Genomic DNA, 18443 nt, shown 5'->3' with positions numbered 1-18443 from the left:
TACCGGTCAGCGGGCGGCGATCGACAGCAGGCCGGGGACGTCGCCCGCCACCCAGTCGACTCCGCCGGTCTCCGGTCGCCACCGGGCCAGCCCGGCGTCGTAGCGGAACAGCAGCGCGCCGTCGGCGGTCCAGCCGTACACCTCGCAGCAGCCCTTGGACCGGCCCTCGCGTCCGAGGTCGAGCAGGCGGGTCACCGCGCCGGTACGGGCGTCGAGCACCGCCACGCCCTCGGCGCCGCTCGTCGTGCCGGCGGCGCCCGCTGTGGTGGTCCACCCGGCCTGGCCGATCCGGTCGCCGCGCTGCCAGCCCCGTCCGTAGACCTCGTCCAGCCGGTAGCCGGGCGGCAGTTCCCCGGTGGTCACCGGCCGCCGCTCCGGCTCGCCACCGGAGGCGGGGAACCGGCGTACGGCCAGGCCGCCGTCCCCGGACCAGCCGCCGACTGTGAACAGGTCACCGGAACGGGCCGGCTCGGGCACGACGAGCGTCCAGGGATCGACCGGCAGCTTCCGTGCCGCTCCGGTGCGCCGGTCCAGCTCGTACGCGGTGTCGTTGTCCCCGACCAGCAGCCGGTCCCCGGCCCAGAGCACGTGTTCCAGGTAGCCGGCGAGCGGGTAGCGGCGGACCGCGCCGTCGGTCAGGCCGACCACGACCACCTCGCCGGTCTGCGCGAACGCGGCGATCCGGCCGTCCGGCGACAGACTGCCCGGCTTGAGCGGAGCGGCCTGGTTGCCCCCGGCGTCGCGGGTGGGCGCGAGCGTGACGACGTCGAGTTCCCGGACGATGCCGTCGTCACCGAGCACCCGGACCGGGCCGGCCTCGCCGGTCTCCGGGTCGACCGGCTGGTAGAGCGCCTGAGCCCGGCGCACCGGGCGTTCGGAGAGGCCGGAGGCGACCCGGTCGCCGAGCCGGGCCAGCGGGCCGCCGGCCTGTCCGAGCCGGTCCGGGGGCCGCTGCACCACCGGCGCGCTCGGTGCCGACGTCACAGTCGGGCGGGGCGGTGCGGCCGGTGGCGGGCCGGAGCGGTGCAGGAGCGCCGTCGTACCGCCGCCGAGCAGGACCACGGCGACGGCCGCGGCGCCGGCGGCCCGGCGGGCGCGACGGACCCGGCGGGCCCGGTCCCATCCGGCGGCGGCCGGACGAGCCGGCCGGATCTCCTCGGCGGCCCGGGTCAGCAGCCGGGTCAGCTCGGTCTCGGTCACGGGTTCGCCTCCATCCCGGTCATCAGGCCGTCTCCGGGCGCGCCCGGGGCGGGTACGACGTCGCGCAGCTTGCGCAGCGCGTCGTGGCACTGGCTCTTGACGGTGCCGACGGTGACGCCGAGCGCCTCGGCGGTGGCGACCTCGGTCAGGTCCTCGAAGTAGCGCAGCACCACGACCGCCCGCTGGCGTGGCGGCAGCCGGTCCAGCGCCGCGCGCACGGTGAGCCGCAGCGCGGCGTCGGCGTCCGCGCCCGGCCGGTCCGGCGGATACGCGCTGAGCCATTCCCGCCGTCGGCGTCGCCACCACGAGACGGCGTCGCGGTAGAGGATGGCGCGCACGTACGCGGCCGGGTCGCCGTCACGCACCGACGACCAGCGCAGCGCCAGCTTGAGCAGCGCGTCCTGGAGCAGGTCCTCGGCCTGGTGGCGGTTCCCGCAGATCAGGTACGCGGCGCGCAGCAGCCGGTGCTGGTGCGACTCGACGAAGGCGAGGTAGTCCGCCCGCCCGTCGTCCATCCGGCCTCCCTCTCCCGCGCGTTCCACCCCCCAGACGCCCCCGCACACGCAAAAGGTTGGCGGGGTTGACGGGACGGACACTGTCGGCGCTGACCGGTACGGTGAGCGCCGAAAATCCGAACCGGGAGCGCGATTGGACCGCACCTTCCAGGTCGACCTCCGTGGCGTGGTCGACCTGCTCAGTCATCACCTCTACGGCAGTCCGCGGGTGTACGTGCGCGAGCTGCTCCAGAACGCCGTCGACGCGATCACCGCGCGGCGGGCCGCCGAGCCGAAAGCCCCGGCGCGGGTCCGCATCGAGCCGCCGGAGCTGACCGGCGACGGCACACTGCGCGTGCACGACACCGGCATCGGGCTGACCGAGGCGCAGGTGCACGAGCTGCTCGCCACCATCGGCCGCAGCTCCAAGCGCGACGAGCTGGGCTTCTCCCGGCACGAGTTCCTCGGCCAGTTCGGCATCGGCCTGCTCTCCTGCTTCCTGGTCGCGGACGAGATCCGGGTGGTCACCCGGCACGCCGACGAGCCCACTGTGCTCTGGACGGGCTGGTCCGACGGGCGGTACGCGGTGCGCCTCGCCGATCCGGAGCAGGCCCGGGACGAGCCCGGCACCACAGTCACGCTGGTGCCCCGGCGCGACGCCGACCAGTGGCTCGGCGTACCCACAGTCACCGAGCTGGCCCGCCTCTACGGCAGCCTGCTGCCGGTCGACGTCCGGGTCGGTGACACGCCGACCACCGCCGGCCCGCCGCCGTGGCCGACCACGCCGGGAGCGCCGGTCGACCGCGCCGCCCTCCAGCGGTACGCGCAGGACCTGCTCGGGGTCGTCCCGTTCGACGTGGTGCCGCTGTCGGTGCCGGAGGCCGGCCTGACCGGCGTGGCGTTCATCCTGCCCACAGCGGTGAACCCGGCCGCCCGGGCCGGGCACCGGGTCTACCTGAAGCGGATGCTGCTCAGCGAGCACGCCGACGGGCTGCTGCCCGAGTGGGCCTTCTTCGCCCACTGCGTGGTCGACGCCGGCGAGCTGCGTCCCACCGCCAGCCGCGAGGCGCTCTACGAGGACGCGCTGCTCACCTCCGTCCGGGAGGCGCTCGGCGACCAGATCCGGGGCTGGCTGGTCCGGCTCGCGAAGCACGATCCGCGCCGGCTCGGCGAGTTCCTCCAGGTGCACCACCTGGGGGTCAAGGCGCTCGCCATGCACGACGACGAGATGCTGCGGCTGGTCGACCAGTGGTGGCCGATGGACACAAACGTCGGCACGATGACGCTCGCCGAGTTCCGGGAGCGCCACGGCGTGCTCCGGTACGCCGCCAGCCTGGACGAGTTCCGCCAGCTCGCCGCCGTGGCCGCCGCGCAGGATCTGGCCGTGGTCAACGGCGGCTACACGTACGACACCGAGCTGATCGAACGCCTGCCCAGTGTGGATCGGTCGGTGCTGATCGAGCGGCTGGAGCCGAGCGACCTGACCACCCGGTTCGAGATCCTCGACCCGGCGACCGAGCTGGCCCTGCGGCCGTTCCGCACCGCCGCGCAGCGGGCCCTGGAACGGCTCGGCTGCGAGGTGGTGATCCGGGCGTACGACCCGGTCTCGCTCCCCGCGCTCTACCTGCTGTCCCGCTCGGCGGCGTTCCACGACCAGCTCGCCGCCAGCCGGGACAAGGCCGACGAGCTGTGGGGCGGCGTGCTCGACGCGCTCGCCGCCACCGCCCCGCCGGACCGCCCGCAACTGGTGCTCAACCACCGCAACCCGCTGGTCCGCCGGGTCACCACGCTCGCCGACCCGGAGCTGGTCGGCCTGGCCGTCGAGGCGCTCTACGGGCAGGCGCTGCTGCTCGGGCACCACCCCATCCGGGCGGCCGACGCCGCACTGCTGAACAGTTCCTTCCTCGGCCTGCTCGGCCGGGCCGTACCGGGAGAGATCCGTGACTGACGACGACCTCTGGCGCATGCACCGCGAGATCGAATCCATGCCGTACGGCCCGGGGCAGATCGCCGCGCTGGAGCAGCTGCTGCGCCGCGCCGACGCGGGCGACGACCGGCACCTCGCCTTCGCCGCCCGGATCATCGGCACCACCGCGTACGTCTACGGCGGCGAGCCGGCGAAGTCCTTCGTCACGTTCTCCTGGTGCCTGTCCGAGTACGACAAGGATCCGCAGCCCTACCACCAGCGCTACACGCACCAGCTGCTGTGGTTCTTCAAGTACATGGTCAACGCCATGGTGAAGTTCCCGGAGCTGCCGCTGGACCGGACGTACGCGGTCCTCGACGACATGGAACGGCGCTACCGCGACTCCGGGCACTCGCTCCAGGCGGTCTACAAGCACCGCTACCTGGTGGCCGCGCACCTGGGTGACGAGGAGGCGGCGGACGGGTGGTACCGCAAGTGGATGACAACGCCCCGCGACACGCTCTCCGACTGCGCCGGCTGCGACCCGACCACGCAGGTCACGCACCTGGTGCGGCTTGGTCGTCACGAGGAGGCGGTGGCGCTGGCCGAGCCGGTGCTCGCCGGCCGGCTGACCTGTAGCGAGCAGCCACAGGGGATCCTCACCGCGCTGCTCACGCCGTACCGGGAGACCGGCCGGACCGACGCCGCGCGGGACGCGCACCGGGAGGCGTACCGGCGGGTGCGCGGGCACCTCGCCGACCTGTGGGACATCGCCGACCACGTCGACTTCTGCACCGTCACCGGCAACGAGGCGCGCGCGTTGGAGCTGGTCGAGCGGCATCTGGACTGGCTGGACCGGGCACCCACGCCGGCCGCCGCGATGCACTTCGCGGCCGCCGCCTCGGCGGCGCTGCGTCAGGTGCCGGCCGAGCTGACAGTGCACCGCCGCGCCGCAGGCGACCGGCCGGCCGCGGACGTGCCGGCGGGCGCGCTCGCCGACGAGCTGGCCGGTACGGCGACCGCCCTGGCCGAACGCTTCGACGCGCGCAACGGCACCACGCACCAGTCCGGGTTGATCGCCCGCAAGCTGGCGGCCGGGCCGGTCGGCGAGCACCTGCCGCTCTCCGCGAGCCTGCGCCGCCCGGCGGTGCCCGCGCCGCGTACCGGCCCGGATGCTCCGGTGGCCGCCGCGCAGCCGGTCACCGTGCCCGCCGACGCCGGTACCGACGAGCTGCTGGGGCTGGCCGAGGAGTCCTGGCGCACCAACCGCCGGGACGGCCTGGCGGCGGCGCTGCGCGCGTACGACGAGCGGTTCGGTGACGCCGACGTGCCCGCGAACACCCGGGCCTGGCGGCTGGAACTGCGAGCCGGTGAGCTGTCCCAGGACGACGACGGCGTGCCGGCGGCGATCGCCGTCAACCAGGAGGCGCTCGCCGCGTGGCGGGAGGTGCCGGATCCGCTGCGCGCGCAGGTGGTGGCGGGGCGGCTCGGTGTGCTGCTCAGCATGGTCGACGAGAGCGCGGACGAAGGGCTGGCCCTGGCCCGGGAGTCGGCCGACTACCTGGCCGAGAACGGCGAGCCGCGTGACCGGGCCGCGGGCTGGGACCGGCTCGCCCTGGCCCATGTGCACCGCGGGCGGTGGGCGGAGGCGCTCGACGCGCTCGACCGGGCCGAGCCGGACGCCGACGCCGATCCGTGGCTGGCCGGCCGGGTCGCGCTGCACCGCACGCACGTGCTGGAACAGTTGGAGCGGGCCGACGAGTTCCGGGACGCGGCGGCGCGGTCCCGCCGGCTGGCGGGCGAGCTGGGCGACGCCGACATGCTCATCGGCGCCTGCCTGGCGTACGCGCGTGCCACCGACGACCCGGCCGACGCGGTGGCCGCCTGTGACGAGGCGCTGTCGGTCGCCCCGCCCGGCGTCCACCTGCCGCTGCGGGTGACCCGGGGCCGGGCGCTGATGGCCGCCGACCGGGCCGCCGAGGCGGTGGAGGATCTGGCCGAGGCGGTCACCCTCTGCGTCGAGCAGGGGCTCGACGGCGACGCGCTGCTGCGCTGGGAGCTGGCCGACGCGTACCGGGCGGCCGGGCGGCTGGCCGAGGCCGCCGAGGTGGCCGAGGAGGCGGTGCTCGGGCTGGACCGGGCCGGCGCGCAGGCCGAGGCGGACCGGTGCCGGCACCTGCTGGCCGGCATCTACGCGGGGCTGGGCGAGACGGACCTGGCGCTCACGGTGCTCGACAAGCTGGCCGAGAACCTGGACGGGCCGGACAATCTCCCCCATCGGGCGCAGGTGCTGGAGGAATCCGGTGGCCTGCTCTACGACGCCGACCGGGACGCCCTGGCCGCGCAGCGGTTCGCGGCGGCGGCGACCGCCTGGCGGCTGGCCGGGTATCAGGTGGACGAGCTGCGGGCCCGGCGGCGGGAACTGCTCGCCCTGCACTGGTCCGGCGACCTGCCGGCGGCGGTGGCCGCGATCGAGCGGGTGGACGAGGCGGTGGCCGCGCTCCAGGGCGAGGCCGACGAGCCGCCGGTGGTCACGTACGAGCGGGCGATGGCCGCCGACGCGGTGGCCCGGGTGCTGATCGGCGAGGACCGCCTCACCGCCGCGCTGGACCGGGTGGACGGCGTGCCGGAGCGCCTGCGGTCGATCGAGGCGTTCGGCGAGGCGGCGCAGGTCGAGGTGCTGACCGGTGAGCTGCTGCTGCGCGACGGGCGGCCGGAGCAGGCCGAGGGGCTGCTGCGCCCGGTCCTCGCCGGGCTGCCCGCCGGTTCCCGCCCGGCCACGCAGGCCGCCTGGCTGCTGGCCCGCGCGCTCGACGAGCAGGGCCGGGAGGCCGAGGCGGCGAAGGTCCGCGCCGACCACGGCATCGAGGAGGACTGAGACGGCGAGCCGGGGCAACGGTGGGTCAACCGCGGCTGCCCCGGCTCGTACGCGAGGTCTAGGCTGGGCCGGTGGCGGTGGAACAGCAGGCACGGGGGGCGGCGGGTGCGGCCCGGCGGCGGTCCCGGCGGGACGAGATCCTGGAGATCGCGGTCGGCCTCTTCGCGGCGCGCGGCTACCACGGGGTGTCGATGGACGACATCGGCGCGGCGGCCGGGGTCACCGGGCCGGCGCTCTACCACCACTTCGCCGGCAAGGAGGCGATGCTCGCCGCCGCGCTGATCCCGGTGAGCGAGGGGTTGCTCGCGGGCGGGCGGGACCGCGCCGCCGGCCACCCGGGTGATCCGCGTGCCGCGCTGGAGTCGCTGATCGACTTCCATGTCGAGTTCGCGCTGGCCCATCCGGCGGTGATCGCGTTGCACCTGCACGAGCTGGACCGCCTGCCGGACGAGCCGCGCCGCCGGATCCGCCGGCTCCAGCGGATGTACGTCGAGGAGTGGGTGACCGTGCTGACCGCGCTGCACCCCGGCCTGCCCGACGGGGCGGCCCGGGTGCTCGCCCACGCGGCGTTCGGCCTGATGAACTCGACGCCGTTCCTCGGCGGCGAGGTGGACCGCCGGCGCCGGGCCGAACTGCTGCGCGGCGCGACCCTCGCGGCCCTGCTCGCGCCCACCGATCCGGCCTGACACGCCGCGCGCACCTTAACGCGTGTTAAGAAGAGACCCCGGCTTTGCGTCGAGAAGGGGTCACGTCCGTGCAGAAGATGATCGAATCGTTGTTGGTCGCGAATCGGGGGGAGATCGCGCGGCGGATCATCCGTACCGGCAGGCGGCTCGGGATCCGGACGATCGCCGTCCACTCGGAGGCCGACGGCGGGCTGCCGTTCGTGACCGAGGCGGACGAGGCGGTCTGTGTCGGCCCGGCGAACCCGGCGCAGAGCTACCGCAACGTGGAGGCGATCCTCGACGCCGCCCGTAGCACCGGCGCGCAGGCGATCCACCCCGGCTACGGCTTCCTGTCCGAGAACGCGGACTTCGCCCGTACCGTCGAAGGGGCCGGCCTGATCTGGGTCGGGCCCGGCGCGGACGCGATCAGCGCGATGGGCGACAAGATCAACGCTCGGAACCTGATGGCGGCGGCCGGGGTCCCGGTCGCGCCCGGCACCACCGAACCGGCGACCGACCTGGCCGCGGCGGTGGCCGCCGCGGAGATCGGCTACCCGGTGATGGTCAAGGCCGCCGCCGGTGGCGGCGGCATGGGCATGGGCGTGGCCGCCGACGAGACGGCGCTGCGCACCGAGTACGACAAGGTCCGTGCGTTCGCCGAGCGGATGTTCGGCGACGGGTCGGTGCTGATCGAGCGGTACTTCCCCCGGGTGCGCCACGTCGAGGTGCAGATCCTCGGCCTGGCCGACGGCCGGGTGGTGGCGCTCGGCGAGCGGGAGTGCTCGGTGCAGCGGCGCAACCAGAAGCTGGTCGAGGAGTCGCCGTCCCCGGCGGTCTCGCCCGAGTTGCGCGAGCGGTTCCTGGCCGCGGCGGTACGGGCGGGCGAGGCGGTGGGCTACCGCAACGCCGGCACCGTCGAGTGCTTGCTGGTCCCGCGTCAGCGGGATCTCAAGGACGGCAGCCCCCTCTCCGAAGAATTTTTCTTCCTGGAGATGAACACGCGGCTTCAGGTCGAGCACCCGGTCACCGAGTACGTCTACGGCGTCGACCTGGTCGAGGAGCAGTTGCGGGTGGCGTCCGGCCTGGCGCCGACGTTCGACCCGGACGCGCTCACCCCGCGCGGCCACGCCATCGAGCTGCGGATCAACGCCGAGGACCCGAAGCGGTTCCTGCCCGGCCCGGGCGCGATCACCACCTGGAACGAGCCGGCCGGCACCGGCGTACGTGTCGACTCCGGCTACGTCGCCGGCAACACCGTCACGCCGTTCTACGACAGCCTGATGGCCAAGCTGATCGTCAGTGGCGCTACCCGCGAGGAGGCGGTCGAGCGGGCCCGGGCGGCGGTCGCCCAGTTCGAGATCGCCGGCCCGAAGTGCAACCTGCCGTTCTTCGCCGAGCTGCTGGAGAACCCGGAGTTCCTCTCCGGCGACTACGACACCGGCATCGTCTCCCGGATGCGCTGACGCCATCTCGGTGTCACGCTCGACTGAAGTGAGGTGAACCTGATGGCGCAACTTCCGGACTCCGTCAGCATCCGTGAGGTCGGCCCCCGCGACGGCCTCCAGAACGAGGAGCCCATTCCCACCGACGCCAAGGTGCGGCTGCTCGACGCGTTGTCCCGCACCGGCGTGCGGCGCATCGAGGCCGTCTCCTTCGTCCACCCGAAGGCGATCCCGCAGATGGCCGACGCCGACGAGGTGTGGCAGCGGGCGGAGAAGGCCGACGGCGTGCGTTACTCCGCGCTGGTGCCGAACACCCGTGGCGCGCAGCGGGCGCTGGCGGCCGGCTTCACCGAGATCGAGGTGGTGGTCTCGGCCAGCGACACGCACAACCGCCGCAACGTGAACCGCTCCACCGACGAGTCGCTCGACGACATCGCCGAGCTGATCGACCTGCTGCACGGCGCGGGCGCCACCGCCGAGGTGATCGTGGCGACCAGCTTCGGCTGCCCCTACGAGGGCGACGTGGACCCCCGCCGGGTCGCCGCGATCGTCGACCGCGTCGCCCGCGACGGCGCGGACCGCGTCGCCTTCGGCGACACCACCGGCATGGGTACGCCCCGGCGCGTCCGCGAACTGGTCACGGCGGTCCGGGACCGTAACGCCCACCTGCCGGTGCTGCTGCACTTCCACAACACCCGGGGTACCGCGCTGGCGAACATGCTCACCGCGATGGAGTTGGGCGTCACCGAGTTCGACGCCAGCGTCGGCGGCCTGGGCGGCTGCCCGTACGCCCCGGGTGCCAGCGGCAACCTGGCCACCGAGGAGGCGGTGCACATGCTGCACGACATGGGCATCGACACCGGCATCGACCTGGACGCCCTGATCGAGGCCGCCGAGCTGGCCGAGGCCCTGGTGGGCAAGCAGCTCCCGTCCGGAGTCCTCCGAGCCGGTCCTCGCTCCCGCCTGACCCCCCTCCCCACCTGACCCCGACCCTGCCCCTGCCTCTCGTTGATCAAGGAGTTCGCGTCCTCCGGGAGCCCGGATGAGGACACGAACTCCTTGATCACGGGGGAACGTCGGGGGCGTGGCAGGGTCGCCGGGAGCCGGGCCGGTGGGGTAGCCTAACGATCGTTCAGGTCGGTGGCGCCCTGCGCGGGCGGTGGCAACGGGGAGTCGGCGTGACGCTCGACGGTGAGGCTCTGGAGCAGCTACGCAAGCGCGCCCGCGCCGGCGGCGCGGACAAGTACCACGCGGCAAACGCCGCCAAGGGCAAGCTGTTCGCCCGCGAGCGTGTGGCCTACCTGGTCGACGAGGGCTCCTTCGTCGAGGACGGGCTCTACGCGAACGCCATGGTCGACGGGCTGCCCGCCGACGGCGTGGTCACCGGCACCGCCACCATCGACGGCCGCCAGGTCTGCCTGATGGCGAACGACTCCACGGTCAAGGCCGGCAGCTGGGGCGCGCGTACCGTCGAGAAGATCATCCGGATCATCGAGCGGGCGTACGCGACCGGCGTCCCGATGGTCTACCTGGTCGACTCGGCCGGTGCCCGGATCACCGACCAGGTCGACCTGTTCCCGGGCCGGCGCGGCGCCGGCAAGATCTTCTGGAACCAGGTCCGCGCCTCCGGCTCGATCCCGCAGGTGTGCGCGCTGTTCGGGCCGAGCGCGGCCGGCGGGGCGTACATCCCGGCGTTCTGCGACGTGGTGGCCATGGTGGACGGCAACGCCAGCATGTACCTCGGCTCCGACCGGATGGTCGAGATGGTCACCGGCGAGAAGACCACGCTGGAGGCGATGGGCGGCGCCAAGGTGCACTGCGCCGAGTCCGGCGTGGGGCACTTCCTCTGCAAGACCGAGAACGACGCGCTCGACGTGGTGCGGACCTACCTGTCGTACCTGCCGTCGAACTGGAAGCAGGACCCACCCGCCGCCGAAGCGGTGGGCGCACCGGAGAAGGTCGACCTGGCCGCGCTGGTCCCGGCCAGCGAGCGGCAGGCGTTCGACATGCGCCGGTACGTCAAGGGCCTGCTCGACTCCGGCAGCTTCTTCGAGATCCAGGCGCTGTGGGCCAAGGAGCTGACCATCGGGTTCGGCCGGCTCAACGGCGAGGTCGTCGGCGTGGTCGGCAACAACTCGATGTTCAAGGGCGGCGTGCTCTTCGTCGACTCGGCCGACAAGGCGACCCGGTTCGTGCAGCTCTGCGACGCGTTCAACGTGCCGCTGCTGTTCCTGTCCGACGTGCCCGGCTTCATGGTCGGCAGCGCGGTGGAGAAGCAGGGCATCATCCGGCACGGCGCGAAGATGATCACGGCGATCTCCGAGGCGACCGTACCCAAGATCTGTGTGGTGGTCCGCAAGGCGTACGGCGCGGGTCTCTACGCGATGGCCGGTCCCGGCTTCGAGCCGGACGCCACTATCGCGCTGCCCACCGCGAAGATCGCGGTGATGGGCGCGGAGGCCGCCGTCAACGCGGTCTACGCCAACAAGATCGCCGCCATCTCCGACGAGGCCGAGCGGGCCGCCTTCGTGGCCGCGAAGCGCGAGGAGTACGAGCGCGACATCGACGTGGTCCGCCTCGCCAGCGAGCTGGTGGTGGACGCGATCGTCGAGCCGCACGAGCTGCGCGCCGAGCTGGTACGCCGGTTCGCCGCCGCGCGCGGCAAGGAGCGGCACTTCTCCCGGCGCCGCCACGGCGTCACCCCCGTCTGACCCGGCAAGGAAGGGCCCCCTCTTAACGCCTGGTGCATGTAAAGGGGCCCCTCCTAACGCTTCAGCCGCTCCCGGCGTCACGAGCGCCCGGCGGCCCGCCCTTTCCAGGAGGATCGACATGGACTTCCGGCTCGACGAGGAGCAGCAGGCGCTGCGGGAGAGCGTCCGGGAATTCGCCCGCGAGGTGGTCGCGCCCACCATCGCCGAGCACTACGAGCGGCACACCTTCCCGTACGAGATCGTCCGTCAGATGGGGAAGATGGGCCTGTTCGGGCTGCCCTTCGCGGAGGAGCACGGCGGCATGGGCGGCGACTACTTCGCGCTCTGCCTGGCGCTTGAGGAGCTGGCCCGGGTGGACTCCAGCGTGGCGATCACGCTGGAGGCGGCGGTGTCGCTCGGCGCGATGCCGATCTACCGGTTCGGCACCGAGGAGCAGAAGGCACAGTGGTTGCCGAGGCTGCTCAGCGGTGAGGCGCTGGCCGGGTTCGGGCTCACCGAGCCGGGCACCGGCTCGGACGCGGGCGGCACCCGGACGCGCGCGGTCCTGGACGGCGACGAGTGGGTCATAAACGGCTCGAAGGCGTTCATCACCAACTCCGGCACCGACATCACCGCGCTGGTCACCGTCACCGCCGTCACCGGTACACGGCCCGACGGCGGCAAGGAGCTGTCCACGATCATCGTGCCGTCGGGTACGCCCGGCTTCACCGTCGCGCCCGGCTACTCGAAGGTCGGCTGGAACGCCTCGGACACCCACGAGCTGACGTTCGACGACTGCCGGGTGCCGGCGGCCAACCTGCTCGGCGAGCGCGGCCGGGGCTTCGCCCAGTTCCTGCGCATCCTGGACGAGGGCCGGATCGCCATCGCGGCGCTCGCCGTCGGCCTGGCCCAGGGCTGCGTCGACGAGTCGATCAAGTACGCCAAGGAGCGCCAGGCGTTCGGTCAGCCGATCGGCAACTACCAGGCCATCCAGTTCAAGATCGCGGATATGGAGATGAAGGCGCACACGGCCCGGCTGGCCTACTACGACGCGGCGGCCCGGATGCTCGCCGGTGAGCCGTTCAAGCGCCAGGCGGCCATCGCCAAGCTGCACGCCAGCACCGTGGCCGTGGACAACGCACGCGAGGCGACGCAGATCCACGGCGGGTACGGCTTCATGAACGAGTACCCGGTGGCCCGCTTCTGGCGCGACTCCAAGATCCTGGAGATCGGTGAGGGCACCAGCGAGGTGCAGCGCATGATCATCGCGCGCGACCTCGGCATGTGACATTCACCCGCGTCCTCGTCCTGTCGGATAACGGCGATGGACGGTCGGGTGGTTGACGATGGGCTGTGGAGCGTCGGAGTCCATCCGTACTCTTCGTGCCCATGACTCCGGATCATGACCGTGCGCGGGGCCCGGGCGGTCGCGCCGGTCTGTCCGAACTGTTACGCGGGCACCGGCTCGCCGTCGGCCTGACCCAGGCCGAGCTGGCGGACCGGGCCGGCGTCGGCGTACGGACGGTCCGCGATCTGGAACGGGGCCGCGCCACCCGGCCGCAGCGCACCACAGTCGACCTGCTGGCCGACGCGCTCGGTCTGACCGGTGAGCGGCGGCGGGAGTTCGTGGACACCGCCCGGCCCGCGGCGTCCCGCCCACCCGCCACCGGTGCCTCGGACGATCCGCCGGTCGCGCTGCCCCAACCCGTACCCCTGCTGGGGCGCGAGCGGGACGCGGCGGAGGTGTCCGGCCTGCTCGACGCGTACCCGGTGGTGAGCCTGGTGGGTCTCGCCGGGGTGGGCAAGACCGCGCTGGCCGTCTCGGTCGCGCACGCGGTGGCGGCCCGGCATCCGGCGGGCGTGGCCGGAGTGCTCGTGGGCGAGGGCTCGGACACCGCCGACGTGCTCGCCGCGTCGACCTCGATGTTCGGCGTGAACCGGCTGGCCGACCTCGCCTGCCGGATCGGCGACCGGCGGGCGTTGCTGGTCGTCGACGCGGTGGACCGGGCACCGGCTGCGGTGGCCGGGGCACTGCGCGCGCTGACCGCCGCCGCGCCGACGCTGCGGGTGCTGGCGACCGGCCGTCGCCCGGTCGGCCTGCCCGGCGAGATGGTCCGGCCGGTCGCGCCGCTCGACGTGCCGCCGACCGGCGTGGATCCCGAGCACGCCACCGACCTGGACGGCTGGCCGGCGGCGGCGCTGTTCGCCGCCCGGCTCGCCCAGGTCCGCCGGGAACCACCCACAGCGGCCGAGCTGCCGGCGCTCGCCGCGCTCGTGCGCCGGCTCGGCGGACTGCCGCTGGCCATCGAGCTGATGGCGGCACGGGGACGCATCCTGGACGTCACCGAGCTGCTCGACCGCTACGGCGACCGCGTCCTGGACCTCACCGGCGTGCGCCCCGGCTGGGAGCCCGCCGGCCCGTCCACCGGCACGGTGACGCTGCGCGACGCGGTGGCGACCAGCTATCACCTGCTCGCGTCCGCCGACCGGGCGGCGCTGCGGCGGCTGTCCGCGTTCCGTAACCGCTGGTCGGTCGAGCTGGCCGAGGAACTGCTCGCCGACGGCGGCCGGCGGTGGGACGCCGCGCCCATGCTGGACCGGCTGCGCGAGCTGGGCCTGCTGAGCGTCCGGGGCACCGGCCGGTTCCGGTTCCGCCTGCTGGACGCCGTCCGTGACTTCGCCGCCGAGCAGGCCGATGTCGAGGGTGAGACCCACCGCATCCGGTCGCGCCACGCCTCGGTGATCGCCGGTCTGGTCAACCGCACCGCGCCGGGGCTGGTGGGCCCACGGATGGCCGGCGCGGTGCACGTCCTCGACGAGGCGACGAGCGACATCACCGCCGCGCTGGCGTACGCCGCGGAGCACGCGCCGGAGACGGCTCTCCTGCTCGCCGCCTCACTGCCACGATGGTGGCGGTTGCGCGGGCGGGACGTCGCCGGCCGGCAGCGGCTGCGCGGGCTGCTCGCCGATCCGCGTACCGCGGACGCCCGGCCCACGCTGCGGGCCTGGGCCATGCTCGGCGCGGCCCGGCTCGCAGTCGAGCACGGCGCGGGCGCGGAGGAACTGGCCGCGACCCGGGCCGCCCTGGTCATCTTCACCGAGGCGGGCGACGTGACCGGCGAGCTGTCCGCCCGGTCGGTGCTCTGCGCGCTCCTGCCCCGGCTCGGCGCGCACGACGAGGCCCGCGCGCAGGCCGAGGCCGCGCTGGCGGCGGCCACCCGGCACCACCGGGTACGCGAGATGGCTGTGGCCCAGGCGCACCTCACCTGGCACGACGTACGCGAAGCGAGGCTGGCCGGCGCCCGGCGGCGGCTGGCCACCGTGGACCGCCTGGCGGCGCAGTGCGGTGACCAGCGCCTGCGGGTGCTGGCGCGGGCCGATCAGGCCGAGCTGACCCGCCTGGAGGGCCGGTACGCCGAGGCGGTCGAGCAGGGGCGCCGGGTGGCTGCCGCGCTCGCGGAGCTGGGCGATCCCGGGCGGCGGCGCCGGACGATCGGCGCGGTCGGGTTGGCCCTGGCTCATGCCGGGCGGGCGGACGAGGCGCTGGCCACCGTGGCCGAGCTGTGGCCGTCGGGCGCGGTGCCGGACCGTCGCCGGCCACCGGCGGTGGAGACGCTCGACGCGCCCGGCTCGGCCGGGGACGCCCGCACCGGCGACGCGCTGCGCGGGTTGATCGAGGGACATGTGGCGTTGCGCCGGGGGGATCGGGAGCTGGCGGCGGAGTGGTTCGCCGCGGCGGCCGACGCGGCCGAGGGTGTCGCCGACCGGCGGGATCTGGTCGAGGCGCTCGTGGGGCTGGCGGTCAGCACCGCCGACCCTGGTGTGCTTGACCGGTTGGACGCGGCACGGCGGGTCACCGGCGTGAGCCTGCTGCCGCAGGAGGAGGAGTTGCTGTTCTCCCTGATGGCCCGCCGGGGGCGATGAGCGCTGCCGGCGTGGGGCGGTGGAGGGCGCGGGGGTGGCACGAGCGAAGTAGCCCCCTGGTGCTGCCCCTCGCTCCACGCTCGCGCCAGCACCCCCCGGTGCCCCCCGCGCTGCGGGAAGACTATCGAGGTCTGACCGCCGATTCGCGATACCTTGTGCTGCTTTGTCCGTCCGCTCGGCTGATTCTGCCGGTCATTCTGCCGGTGACCGACGGGTAGCCGTCGAACGGCCGCAGGCGGTCAGGCGACGTCCTGGGCGAGCTCGGTGCTGCCGGCGGTGGCGCCCGGATGGACCGCGTCGCGTACCCGGCGCAGCCCGTCCAGCAGCCCGTCGAGCTGCTCCGGATCGAGCTGGCTGGTGAACCACTGCTCGATGATCCGCAGATGGCCGGGAAGGACGGCGTCCAGCCTGCTCAGCCCCGCGGCGGTCACCACCGCGAAGGAGCTGCGCCGGTCCGACGGGCAGGCCCGCCGGCGGATCAGCCCGTCCCGTTCCATCCGGTCCACCACGCGGGTGACACCGCTGGTGGAGAGCGAGGTCTGTGCGGCCAGGTCGGTCATCCGCAACTGGTTGTTTGGTGAGCGGGCGAGTCGGGTCAGCACCTCGAACTCGACCGGTGAGAGGCCGTGCTCCTCGAACTGGGCGGCGAACCGGGCGGCGAGCCCGGCGTGCGCCTCGACGAGCAGGCCGACGGCAGTGATCCGGGGGTCGTCGAACACGTTCTGGTCCACGCCACCATCCTAGCAACACTTGACACAGGGAATATTGCCTAGACTATAGTTGCTTAGTCAGTCGTTGGGCACCTAAACATTCTTCTCCGGAGGAGAGCATCATGACCAGCAGCACCGAGGCGACTACCCGCGACTGGGAAGGTCTCACCATCCCCACCCCCGGCACCTACGTGCTGGACGCCGCGCACAAGCGCGTCGGCTTCGTCGCGCGGCACATGATGGTCAGCAAGGTACGCGGTGAGTTCGCGGACGCCACCGCCACCATCACCGTCGCCGACGACCCGATGCAGTCCTCGGTCACCGCCAGCATCCAGGCGGCCAGCATCAACACCGCCCAGGCGGACCGTGACGCGCACCTGCGCAGCCCGGAGTTCCTCGACGCCGAGCAGTACCCGACGCTGGAGTTCCGCAGCACCGCTGTGAAGTCCCGCGAGGGCAACGAGTTCGTGCTCGCCGGCGAGCTGACCATCAAGGGCGTGACCCGCCAGGTCGAGCTGGAGGTGGAGTTCGAGGGCGTCGGCCGCAGCCCCTTCGGGCAGGACATCTTCGGCTTCTCCGCCTCCACCGAGATCGACCGGGAGGACTTCGGTCTGACCTGGAACGTGGCGCTGGAGACCGGCGGCGTCCTGGTCGGCCGCAAGATCAAGATCGAGATCGAGGGTGAGGCCATCCGCCAGGGCTGAGCCCGGCACCGGCCCGTGGGGCCCGCACCGTCCGCCGACGGTGCGGGCCCTTCCCGCGTACGCCCCGGCGGTGCGAATCGTCACGTGAAGTTCTCCGGACGGATGTGCTGGTGACGGCGTTGACGGGGTACAGGTGCAGACCTGTCGCCCGTCCAGCAGGACGACGGCACGGGCGCACTTACGCCCATCACGCGAATGGTTCACAATGCGTTGCGGAACGGTACGGTTCCGTCGCACCGGCGCCGGGAGGACACATGGGCAGAGACGTCGAGCAGGGCGCCTTCTCCCGCGAGGATCGGGTCCGCTACCGGCAGAAGGTGCGGCGGTGCCTGGACGTCTTCGCGCTGATGCTCGACGACTTCGGCTTCGACGCCGACCGCCCGATGACCGGGCTGGAGATCGAGCTGAACCTCATCGACGCCGCCGCCGAACCGGCCATGCGCAACGACCAGATCCTGGCCGACATCGCCGACCCGCTGTTCCAGACGGAGCTGGGACAGTTCAACCTCGAACTGAACGCCTCGCCCCGGCTGATCGAGGGCAGTGGCTTCGCCGACTACGAGCAGGACCTGCGCAGCAGCCTCAGCCGCGCCGACGAGCGGGCCGCCAAGTCCGACGCGACGATCATGATGGTCGGCATCCTCCCCACGCTCACCGAGCGCCACCTGGTCGCCGACAACCTCTCCACGAACGAGCGGTACCACGTCCTCAACGACCAGATCGTCGGCGCCCGGGGCGAGGACATCGAGCTGGACATCAACGGCGTCGAGCGACTGCGTACGCACACCGACTCGATCGCGCCGGAGGCCGCCTGCACCAGTCTCCAGTTCCACCTCCAGGTCGCGCCGGACAGCTTCGCCGACTACTGGAACGCGTCCCAGGCCATCGCCGGCGTGCAGGTCGCCGTCGGCGCCAACTCGCCGTTCCTCTACGGCCGGCAGCTCTGGGCGGAAACCCGGATCGCGCTGTTCCAGCAGGCCACCGACACCCGCCCGGACGAGCTGAAGGCCCAGGGCGTACGCCCCCGGGTGTGGTTCGGCGAGCGCTGGATCACCTCGATCTTCGACCTGTTCGAGGAGAACGTCCGCTACTTCCCCCCGCTGCTGCCCATCTGCGAGGAGGAGGACCCGGTCGAGGTGCTGCACGCCGGTGGCGTGCCCCAGCTCGGTGAGCTGAGACTGCACAACGGCACCGTCTACCGCTGGAACCGCCCGGTGTACGACATCATGAACGACCGCCCGCACCTGCGGGTGGAGAACCGGGTGCTGCCCGCCGGGCCGACAGTTGTCGACATGCTCGCCAACGCGGCGTTCTACTTCGGGCTGGCCCGGGGTCTCGCCGAGTCGGACCGTCCGATCTGGAGCCAGTTGACGTTCAGCTCGGCGGAGGAGAACTTCCACGCCGCCGCCCGGCGCGGCATCGAGGCGGTCCTGCACTGGCCCCGGCTCGGCGACGTGCCGGTCACCAAGCTCGTCCTGGACACGCTGCTCCCGGTGGCCGCCGAAGGGCTGGACCGGTTCGGTGTCGCCCCGGCCGAGCGGGACCGCCTGCTCGGCGTGATCGAGGGCCGCTGCCGTACCGGCCGCAACGGTGCGGTCTGGCAGACCGAGACGGTGTGGACGGCCGAGCGGCACCGGGGCCTGGACCGGGAGGCCGCGCTGCACCACATGGTCAAGCGGTACGCCGAACTCCAGCGCGGCAACGAGCCCGTCCACACCTGGCCGGTCGACTGACTCCCCCCGCCCCGCCGCGCGTCCCCCGCAGCCCGCGATGTTGCACTTGCGGCCCTCGTGTTGCCCGATTCGCGCAGTTGACGAGGGCCGGAACTGC

The 18443-nt window shown here is 73.3% G+C and carries 13 protein-coding genes; 10 read left to right on the top strand and 3 right to left on the bottom strand.

Features of this window, described 5'->3' with window-relative positions; translation table 11 throughout:
- Positions 1 to 6 precede the first annotated feature (6 nt).
- Both ACGFIA_RS25025 and ACGFIA_RS25020 read right to left on the bottom strand, forming a co-directional pair.
- Complete coding sequence (locus ACGFIA_RS25025; RefSeq protein ID WP_357478211.1) at positions 7 to 1200, bottom strand: hypothetical protein; 1194 nt, start codon at positions 1198 to 1200, stop codon at positions 7 to 9.
- Positions 1197 to 1715: a SigE family RNA polymerase sigma factor gene (locus ACGFIA_RS25020; RefSeq protein WP_357478208.1), complete on the bottom strand. Its 519-nt coding sequence runs from the start codon at positions 1713 to 1715 to the stop codon at positions 1197 to 1199. Before ACGFIA_RS25020 ends, ACGFIA_RS25025 begins: the two co-directional genes overlap by 4 nt.
- A gap of 133 nt (positions 1716 to 1848) precedes the next feature.
- Here ACGFIA_RS25020 and ACGFIA_RS25015 point away from each other — a divergent pair, with 133 nt between their 5' ends.
- The 8 genes from ACGFIA_RS25015 to ACGFIA_RS24980 all read left to right on the top strand — a co-directional run bounded on the left by ACGFIA_RS25015 (position 1849) and on the right by ACGFIA_RS24980 (position 15199).
- Positions 1849 to 3642 carry an HSP90 family protein gene (locus ACGFIA_RS25015; RefSeq protein WP_393262390.1) on the top strand — a complete coding sequence of 598 codons (1794 nt, stop codon included), beginning with the start codon at positions 1849 to 1851 and terminating at the stop codon, positions 3640 to 3642.
- Positions 3635 to 6478 carry a hypothetical protein gene (locus tag ACGFIA_RS25010; RefSeq protein ID WP_357468586.1) on the top strand — a complete coding sequence of 948 codons (2844 nt, stop codon included), beginning with the start codon at positions 3635 to 3637 and terminating at the stop codon, positions 6476 to 6478. Before ACGFIA_RS25015 ends, ACGFIA_RS25010 begins: the two co-directional genes overlap by 8 nt.
- Before the next feature lie 71 nt (positions 6479 to 6549).
- Positions 6550 to 7164, top strand: coding sequence for a helix-turn-helix domain-containing protein (locus ACGFIA_RS25005; protein WP_357382246.1), 615 nt, complete (start codon positions 6550 to 6552; stop codon positions 7162 to 7164).
- 77 nt (positions 7165 to 7241) lie between these two features.
- Positions 7242 to 8606: a biotin carboxylase N-terminal domain-containing protein gene (locus ACGFIA_RS25000; RefSeq protein ID WP_357468687.1), complete on the top strand. Its 1365-nt coding sequence runs from the start codon at positions 7242 to 7244 to the stop codon at positions 8604 to 8606.
- Between the two features lie 42 nt (positions 8607 to 8648).
- Positions 8649 to 9569: a hydroxymethylglutaryl-CoA lyase gene (locus ACGFIA_RS24995; RefSeq protein WP_357468582.1), complete on the top strand. Its 921-nt coding sequence runs from the start codon at positions 8649 to 8651 to the stop codon at positions 9567 to 9569.
- 194 nt (positions 9570 to 9763) lie between these two features.
- A complete protein-coding gene (locus ACGFIA_RS24990) occupies positions 9764 to 11296 on the top strand; it encodes an acyl-CoA carboxylase subunit beta (RefSeq protein ID WP_393262385.1) in 1533 nt (510 codons plus the stop codon).
- Positions 11297 to 11414: 118 nt separating this feature from the next.
- Positions 11415 to 12563 carry an acyl-CoA dehydrogenase family protein gene (locus ACGFIA_RS24985; RefSeq protein ID WP_357382250.1) on the top strand — a complete coding sequence of 383 codons (1149 nt, stop codon included), beginning with the start codon at positions 11415 to 11417 and terminating at the stop codon, positions 12561 to 12563.
- 101 nt (positions 12564 to 12664) lie between these two features.
- Positions 12665 to 15199: an ATP-binding protein gene (locus ACGFIA_RS24980; protein ID WP_393262382.1), complete on the top strand. Its 2535-nt coding sequence runs from the start codon at positions 12665 to 12667 to the stop codon at positions 15197 to 15199.
- Positions 15200 to 15438: 239 nt separating this feature from the next.
- Here ACGFIA_RS24980 and ACGFIA_RS24975 read toward each other — a convergent pair whose 3' ends face one another.
- Complete coding sequence (locus ACGFIA_RS24975; protein ID WP_357382254.1) at positions 15439 to 15930, bottom strand: MarR family transcriptional regulator; 492 nt, start codon at positions 15928 to 15930, stop codon at positions 15439 to 15441.
- Between the two features lie 101 nt (positions 15931 to 16031).
- Between ACGFIA_RS24975 and ACGFIA_RS24970 the strand changes: the two genes are divergently transcribed.
- On the top strand, positions 16032 to 16613 hold the full coding sequence (locus tag ACGFIA_RS24970) for a YceI family protein (RefSeq protein ID WP_357382256.1): 582 nt from the start codon (positions 16032 to 16034) through the stop codon (positions 16611 to 16613).
- Positions 16614 to 16867: 254 nt separating this feature from the next.
- Positions 16868 to 18346, top strand: a complete 1479-nt coding sequence (locus ACGFIA_RS24965) for a glutamate--cysteine ligase (RefSeq protein WP_357382258.1) — start codon at positions 16868 to 16870, stop codon at positions 18344 to 18346.
- The last annotated feature ends 97 nt before the right edge of the window (positions 18347 to 18443 follow it).

Origin of the sequence: Micromonospora sp. NPDC049203 (assembly GCF_043197215.1) — a bacterium.
GTDB lineage: Bacteria > Actinomycetota > Actinomycetes > Mycobacteriales > Micromonosporaceae > Micromonospora.
The sequence above is the reverse complement of the archived record's forward strand: the minus strand, read 5'-3'. Positions and strand labels throughout refer to the sequence as shown.

Bases quoted from the DNA above. Each gene is read 5' to 3' on its own strand.
- ACGFIA_RS24970 (WP_357382256.1), top strand. From the start codon at position 16,032: ATGACCAGCAGCACCGAGGCGACTACCCGCGACTGGGAAGGTCTCACC.
- ACGFIA_RS24995 (WP_357468582.1), top strand. From the start codon at position 8,649: ATGGCGCAACTTCCGGACTCCGTCAGCATCCGTGAGGTCGGCCCCCGC.
- ACGFIA_RS24985 (WP_357382250.1), top strand. From the start codon at position 11,415: ATGGACTTCCGGCTCGACGAGGAGCAGCAGGCGCTGCGGGAGAGCGTC.
- ACGFIA_RS25000 (WP_357468687.1), top strand. From the start codon at position 7,242: ATGATCGAATCGTTGTTGGTCGCGAATCGGGGGGAGATCGCGCGGCGG.
- ACGFIA_RS24965 (WP_357382258.1), top strand. From the start codon at position 16,868: ATGGGCAGAGACGTCGAGCAGGGCGCCTTCTCCCGCGAGGATCGGGTC.
- ACGFIA_RS24980 (WP_393262382.1), top strand. From the start codon at position 12,665: ATGACTCCGGATCATGACCGTGCGCGGGGCCCGGGCGGTCGCGCCGGT.
- ACGFIA_RS25020 (WP_357478208.1), bottom strand. From the start codon at position 1,715: ATGGACGACGGGCGGGCGGACTACCTCGCCTTCGTCGAGTCGCACCAG.